The sequence below is a fragment of the Candidatus Frankia alpina genome (assembly GCF_902806485.1).
Classification (GTDB): Bacteria; Actinomycetota; Actinomycetes; order Frankiales; family Frankiaceae; genus Frankia; species Frankia alpina.
This window is the reverse complement of record NZ_CADCWT010000445.1, coordinates 1-1,717: the sequence shown is the minus strand read 5'-3', so window position 1 is coordinate 1,717 and position 1,717 is coordinate 1. Positions and strand designations below refer to the sequence as shown.

2 protein-coding genes are annotated in these 1,717 nt (G+C 65.2%); both read left to right on the top strand.

The window, feature by feature from the left end:
- The first annotated feature begins 636 nt into the window (after positions 1–636).
- Entirely contained in the window at positions 637–837 is a 201-nt protein-coding gene (locus tag G6R25_RS23805) for a hypothetical protein (RefSeq protein WP_163554640.1), read from the top strand.
- A 257-nt stretch (positions 838–1,094) separates the two neighbouring features.
- A complete protein-coding gene (locus G6R25_RS23800; protein WP_165699253.1) occupies positions 1,095–1,397 on the top strand; it encodes a hypothetical protein in 303 nt (100 codons plus the stop codon).
- Positions 1,398–1,717 lie beyond the last annotated feature (320 nt).

Sequence of the window (1,717 nt, the reverse complement as noted above, 5' to 3'; positions counted from 1 at the left end):
GGTGGGTTCGGCGTCCGGTCTGTCCCTACAGAAGGACCCAGGTAGCACCGTTCCCACGCACACCCCCACTCCCGACTCCCTCATCGACCACGGAACGTAATCGTCGACCCCGACCCCGACCCGGACCGGGACTCGGACCCCGACCGGGACTCCGACCGGGATAGAACCGTGCGGACGTGGCAGCAGCGACGGTGACGACCGCGACGCGGTTCCACGGAACACCTTGATCACCGGTCGGGGGCGGGGGCGGGGTTGTGCGCCGGCCGGGAACCGTCCGCGGGCCGGTCCGGCACCGTTCTGATCTGCCCGAGGGGTACTTCGCCGTCACCGGACCGGCCATGGAGCCATCATCATGGTCCATCGACCGGCATCGCGCATTAAAGATCAGTAGGGGCGCTCCCCGTTGACTCGTTGTCGGTCACGAGGACAAGTTCTCCGTTCGTGACCGGCACACATCCGGTGGAGGTCTGCGGTTGCTGGGTCAGCTGCACCCGGCCGCAGTAGCCCCCGCAGCCTTCCTGCAGGTGCTGGCCGCGCCAGGTCGACGCCGGCGACCGACAGCGCTATCGCGGCCGCCGCGGTTACGAGGATGACCCGGAACAGACCGCCGAGCTCCTGTGGTCCGCGATGCACGGCATGATCGGAATCCAGCTCACCCACCCGTCAACAAGTGCCGCCGACGACCCGAACACCGACGTCGACGACGTCACCCGGAAAAACTTTTATACCGACGGCATCCACGCCATGCCCGACGGCCTGGGAATCAACGCCGAGGTGCCTTCACCGCCCCCGCCGCCTTCCACCGGGACCGCCGAACTCGGTGAGACCGGACCATAATCAGGACGACAAGCAGGACGACCTGTTCGGCCACCTGTTCGCCCAGGTGAACGGCCGGTGGCTCGCCGAGACGGAGATCCCGGCCGACCGCTCGACATATGCATGTCCGGAACGCTGCGGGTTACCGGGTACCCGATGCCCCAAGCTGGGTGCATACATTCAAATCCGATGTTGGTTTGGCGCTGTCCGAACCGGCTGGGGTACCGTCCCTCTCGCACCCACAACACGTTCGAGGAATGGCCAGAAGGGATCACGAAATGGCCCAGCAGGAGCAGCGCCAGCAGGTGGAACAGCAGCTGCGCCAGAACTGGCAGCAGCTTCGCTACCGCGTCCTTGACCAGTTCAATCAGGTCAGCCCGGCGGATCTCGATGCCGCGACCGACATCGAGGACCTCGTCGCGCGGATTGCGGACAGGACGCACCACAGTGAGCAGTACGTCGAGAATCGTCTGCGGCAGCTGGCGGGCGTCGGCACCGGCCGAATCGGATCGTCCGGCGAGCGCTTCAGTGGCGGCCAGCAGCGCAACCAGGGCGGCCAGCCGTTCGGCGCCCAGCAGTAGTCTTCCGAGGTCAGACCGGGCAGACCTGGGCGCACCGTAGGCAAACCGGTGCGCCACCCAGCCTAGGTTCGCTTCGCTACTCGGCGCGCGTTCTCAGAATGTCGCGTCGAGCAGCGAACGGATCCCCAGCAGGTCGTCGATCAACTTGATCGTGTCTGCAGTACGGGGAAGCTTGCGTAGCTCTTCCAGCATCGCGTCGGTTTCCTCGAGGGTAGGGACATCGTCGATCGATGCGACTATCTGGACGATAACGTCCTTGGGATCACGTAACTGGTCAGGTATTTGTTTGATCTTGGGTTAGCTGGTTGCGGGCATCCAGG

Excerpts from the sequence above, each read along its gene's own strand:
- G6R25_RS23805 (WP_163554640.1), top strand. The coding sequence starts at position 637 with ATGATCGGAATCCAGCTCACCCACCCGTCAACAAGTGCCGCCGACGAC.
- G6R25_RS23800 (WP_165699253.1), top strand. The coding sequence starts at position 1,095 with ATGGCCCAGCAGGAGCAGCGCCAGCAGGTGGAACAGCAGCTGCGCCAG.